This window comes from Scytonema hofmannii PCC 7110 (assembly GCF_000346485.2).
In the GTDB taxonomy this organism is placed as follows: domain Bacteria; phylum Cyanobacteriota; class Cyanobacteriia; order Cyanobacteriales; family Nostocaceae; genus Scytonema; species Scytonema hofmannii.
In genome coordinates, this window is the sequence record NZ_KQ976362.1 from 1 (window position 1) to 4,701 (window position 4,701).

Consider the following 4,701-nt stretch of genomic DNA (forward strand, 5'->3'; position numbering starts at 1 on the left):
TGTTACTTGAAGCATAAATTGGCAAAATTGCAATTTAATGCTTCCACTTTGAGTGTTACTTAAAGCAAAAAGTGGCAGTTTTTAAAGCATAAAGTGGCAGCAGTCAGTTGAAACAGTAATGGTAAATATTTGTATTGAAGCCAGAAATTGAATTAGCAAAAGTCTAAATTTGTGGTAAGAGCCTGTTGCGTGCTTTGAAGGCTTGGGGAGTCAGTATGTTGAGTGACCTTGAGTTCAATGATTGGTGTCACTACGTGAATTTACCACAAGCGGCTCGGCAAGTCATCTCCCAAATCCGCGAGTCTCAACCAATCCGGCGAGTGAAGAGTAGCGGGATTAATGTTAGAGGCGACTACGCCAGTCGAAAAATGGCAAAAACCATCCAATTCGAGTCGCATTCTGTCGAATTACCAGGTGTAGAAGAGTATGAAGAAGATTCAGATGTCCTGGAATACTACGACCAACCTTATCAAATAACTCTAGAATTTTTATCAAACAATGGGCAAATAGTGAAAGCTTCGCATATACCGGACTTTTTTGTGATTCGGAACAAGAGCGCCGGTTTTGAAGAGTGGAAACCAGAAACAAGATTAGAGAAATTAGCCGCTAAACAACCACAGCGCTATATTCGTACAGAAGATGGGCAATGGCGTAATCTACCAGCAGTTGCCTATGCAGAAAAATTAGGTTTATACTACCGAATCCGTTTAGACACAGAAATTGATTGGATTAGATACAGAAATCGACTATTTCTCAAAGCTTATAACGATAGCAGTTACGAAATTTCACCAGAAATAGCCGAGAATTTAGTAGCAGTAGTCAGTTTAAATCCTGGCATAACTTATTGGCAACTTCTGGATGATAAACAGGCTAATGCTGACGACATAAATGCTTTGATAGCCACTCAAAAAATTTACCTGAACTTGAGCGCGGCTCCCTTAGCAGAACCAGAAAGAGTACATCTTTTTCAGAACAAAGAAACTGCAGTAGCTTATAGTCAAATGGTGAAGTCTCAGCCCAAGGATGTGGCTGTAGATGTCTGGGATTTTGGCAAGATTACAAGCGTGTCTTCATCTCACAATCAATTAAGAATCACGCCCAAAGGAATGGAGATATTTCTCAGAGCTAGTCCTGAAGAATTAGCACAAGCCAACCAAAAATATCAAGTGATTGAACCATTACTCAATGGCTGTCCAAGGGATAACAAAACTGTTGCATCACGTACTATTTATAGATGGAAAGCTAAGTTTAAAGCCGCTCAAATTGCCTACAACTGCGGTTATATTTTTTACTTTGCCATCTACATCTAAGGGAACAGCAAAAGTTCAACCAAGCAGAGGTGTGAAAATTAATTATCTCTATTATTGGTCAACTGATGATTCGTTCCTAAGACCAGAAATTGAAGGAACTAATGTACCGATTCGCTACGACCCTTTTGACGTAGGAACTGCTTATGCTTACGTTAAAGGTCATTGGGTGCGCTGTATCTCTGAATATTACAAATCTTTTCAAAATCGTTCGGAGCGAGAAGTAAACATAGCTAGTACCCAATTACGTCGAAAAAGACAAAAACACGCTCAAAGGGTTACGCTCTCTGCCAAAGAAAAAGCTACTTATTTAGAAGGAATTGAAGCCCAAGAAGCTTTGTTAATACAACGCTTGCATGATTTAGCACATCAAGATGTCTGCGCTTTGATTGAGGGGAAGTTAACTCAAGAAAATCCTCAGAATTTTCGGAAGAGTTTAGAGAAAAATAATGGAGAGCTATCCGAAGATAATCAACCCGTAAAAGTATCAGCAACCCCATCAATAGATTTCAACGAAATAGAAGCTTACAGTAGGTCGGAATTATGGTGAGAACACAGACACGCTCTTTTCCAGATGAACTCCTCTTACAGTCGAACGAAACCAAGACTAATTACTTCAAAAATATTACTATTCCCCATAAACGACTCAAAGAAGCTTTGGATGTTTTATTAATTAATATTCTAGAGCCAGCCGACACATTAGTCTTTTTAGTTTTTGGTGTGACTGGCGTAGGAAAAACAACGTTACGCTTACGTCTTGAAAAGATGCTCCTCTCGGAATTCCTCCCTTCATTACGCCAAAACCCCGGTCAAATTGCTGTTGCAGGTATTGAAGCTATTCCTGCATCTGGTGGGAAGTTTAGTTATAAGGATTATTACACTCGTGTCCTAGAAGCTCTCAATGAAGTTTTGATTGAATACAAAGTTGATTATGGATTTACTGGAGATGAGGGAAATGATTTGGGCTTGCTAAATCGGGCTTATCGCCAAGATGCATTTGCATTACGCCGAGCAATGGAAAAAGTATTTCGTCACCGTCAGCTCAAAGCTTTTACTGTAGACGAGGCGCAGCATTTATTGATGATGGCTGGTGGACACCAAATGTTACAGCAAATGAACTGGATTAAGTCCATTGCTAATCTTACTGGTACAGTGCATATCCTATTTGGCACTTATGAACTGCTTAACTGTCCTACTCTGAATGGACAGGTAGGACGACGTAGCGAGGATATCCACCTCTCACCTTATCAAGCTGATAACCCAGAAGATATGACTGAATTTCTCAGAGTTATTAGAACTTTTCAACACCATATTCCCCTTGCACAAGAACCAAAATTAGAACAACACTACGAGTATCTTTTTTCTGGCTCAGTTGGCTGTGTGGGACTCTTGAAGAATTGGTTGACTCGCTCTCTGAGGGTCGCTTTAGCAGAAGAAGCTCGTACTCTCAATACTAAACATCTTAAAGTAGGTGCTTTTTCTGCATCCCGTATCAACAAAATTAAGGAAGAAGCAGAACAGGGATTTAGACGCTTCCGAGAAGAAACAAGTTTTGTTGAGCAGCAATATTTAACAGAATACGGCACAAAAATGCGAGTCGGAAATCGTGTATCTAAAAAAGGTCGTGTTGGACAAAGAAAACCCAAACGAGATACTGTAGGGGTGAATCCAGATGATATTTAACACAGCACTTAACGATGAATTATGGATTCAAGAAACACAATTTATCCCCAGCCCTAGCCGTTTGTTTCATCTAGAACCAATTGGTATAGGCACAAGTTATGTTGAGAGTCTGACTAGTTATGTTGCTCGTCTAGCCGAAGCTCACAGTGTACCAAGTGGAACTTTATTAGCTAGAGAGGTAAGACCACTAGTCAGACATGACAATGCTACCAATTCCTTGAATTCCTCAAGCACAGTAGCTTTGTATGGGCAAGCTTCTGTAAAAGCTTTAAACGGAACTCAAAGTGGAGCCAAACAACTTGTTAAAGCTCTCGAAGCACTTACAAAACGCACTGACTTACAGTTTTTGACAATGCTACCTTGGGCACAAGTCTTTCCTGTTTTGGGGTTGCTCAAAGATTTTCATGCTTGGTGTCCTTATTGCTATCAAGAGTGGTTGAACAATAAACAGGTCATTTATTCACCTCTACTGTGGGCTTTGAAAGCTGTCAAAATTTGTCCAAATCATCTTCAATTTTTAAAATCTAAATGTCCCCACTGTGAACAAGAATTTTTACCTCTATGGCACAATTCCCGACCTGGATTTTGCTTAAAGTGTGGTCGCTGGTTAGGAATTAAGCCGGAAATGAACGACCAACACAAGCACTTGTTTGAGGAGACAACCAACTCCCAACAAGAAATTTGGAAAGTTCAGACTTTAGGAGAATTAATTCAATTAGCTCCTGAGTTTTCCCATCCACCTTTGAGAGAGACTATTAAAACAATGCTCAAGGCTTATGTACATCAATATACTCAGGGCAATGTTTCCGCTTTTGGTCGTTGGTTGGGACTATCGAGATATGAAATCCTACATTGGTATTCAGGTGTAGCCATCCCCAATTTGGATAAACTCCTAAAAATTTGTTACATATTGGAAACAACTCTTGTCAATTTTCTCCAGCTTAAACTAGTACCGATTTCTCCTAATAAACTAGCTTCTTTAGAAGCTAATGAGCCGATAAAATTAACACAACCTGCTCTAGTTACTTCTAAAAATACTCCCAAGCCCGAACAAGTTATTCAAGCGATGCAACTAGCTTTAGAAGAGGAACCACCTCCTTCTTTAACTCAGTTAGCTGTTCGTTTAGGATTCAAAACTTATAGTAGTTTAACCGCCATTTCAAAATCTTTATCAGCATCTATTGCTGCTAGATATACTGAATATCAGCAACAGTTAAGGCACTCACAGATCCGCGATTTACTCGAATTGTCTCTTTTTGGCTCGGAGTCTCCACCACCTTCTCTGAGAAAAATAGCTCTTAGGACTGGGATTGGTCTGGCAACTTTTTACCACTATTGCCCTACTTTGTGCCATGCTATTTCTTTGCGCTACAAAGATTACCGAAAATTTCTTCATAAACTATCAATTCAGCAGGGTTGTCGAGAAGTCAGGCAACTAGCTCCAGTGCTTCATGCACAAGGCATTACTCCCACTGCTAAAAATCTGCGAAAATTTATGCAGAATCCCTCTTCATTGTGGCACTCTGAAGTCATTGAGGTTTTAAAACAGGTAAGACGCAATCTTGAATAGTCAATATCATTTTACCCTGTATCAACAGGGGTTTTCCGCTACTGCCACTTTATGCTTTAAAAACTGCCACTTTTTGCTTTAAGTAACAGCAGTGTGCAAATTTATCCTTACAGTCTGTGCAGATTTATGGGTCAAGTAACA

At 39.8% G+C, this 4,701-nt stretch carries 4 protein-coding genes; all 4 read left to right on the forward strand.

Annotated features, from left to right (window positions below):
• Positions 1-215: 215 nt before the first annotated feature.
• Genes WA1_RS54435 through WA1_RS51745 form a run of 4 tightly spaced genes read left to right on the forward strand, consistent with a single transcriptional unit; the run spans position 216 to position 4,560 of the window.
• The gene (locus tag WA1_RS54435; protein ID WP_272819043.1) at positions 216-1,310 is read left to right on the forward strand and encodes a TnsA endonuclease N-terminal domain-containing protein; all 1,095 of its coding nucleotides are present in this window, start codon (positions 216-218) and stop codon (positions 1,308-1,310) included.
• Positions 1,294-1,857, forward strand: a complete 564-nt coding sequence (locus WA1_RS61225) for a Mu transposase C-terminal domain-containing protein (RefSeq protein WP_033336839.1) — start codon at positions 1,294-1,296, stop codon at positions 1,855-1,857. The genes WA1_RS54435 and WA1_RS61225 overlap by 17 nt, the downstream gene beginning before the upstream one ends.
• Complete coding sequence (locus tag WA1_RS51740) at positions 1,851-2,990, forward strand: ATP-binding protein (RefSeq protein ID WP_017750178.1); 1,140 nt, start codon at positions 1,851-1,853, stop codon at positions 2,988-2,990. Before WA1_RS61225 ends, WA1_RS51740 begins: the two co-directional genes overlap by 7 nt.
• Positions 2,980-4,560, forward strand: a complete 1,581-nt coding sequence (locus tag WA1_RS51745) for a TniQ family protein (protein WP_066613651.1) — start codon at positions 2,980-2,982, stop codon at positions 4,558-4,560. Before WA1_RS51740 ends, WA1_RS51745 begins: the two co-directional genes overlap by 11 nt.
• Positions 4,561-4,701: the final 141 nt, after the last annotated feature.

Bases quoted from the DNA above. Each gene is read 5' to 3' on its own strand.
- WA1_RS51745 (WP_066613651.1), top strand. From the start codon at position 2,980: ATGATATTTAACACAGCACTTAACGATGAATTATGGATTCAAGAAACA.
- WA1_RS54435 (WP_272819043.1), top strand. From the start codon at position 216: ATGTTGAGTGACCTTGAGTTCAATGATTGGTGTCACTACGTGAATTTA.
- WA1_RS51740 (WP_017750178.1), top strand. From the start codon at position 1,851: ATGGTGAGAACACAGACACGCTCTTTTCCAGATGAACTCCTCTTACAG.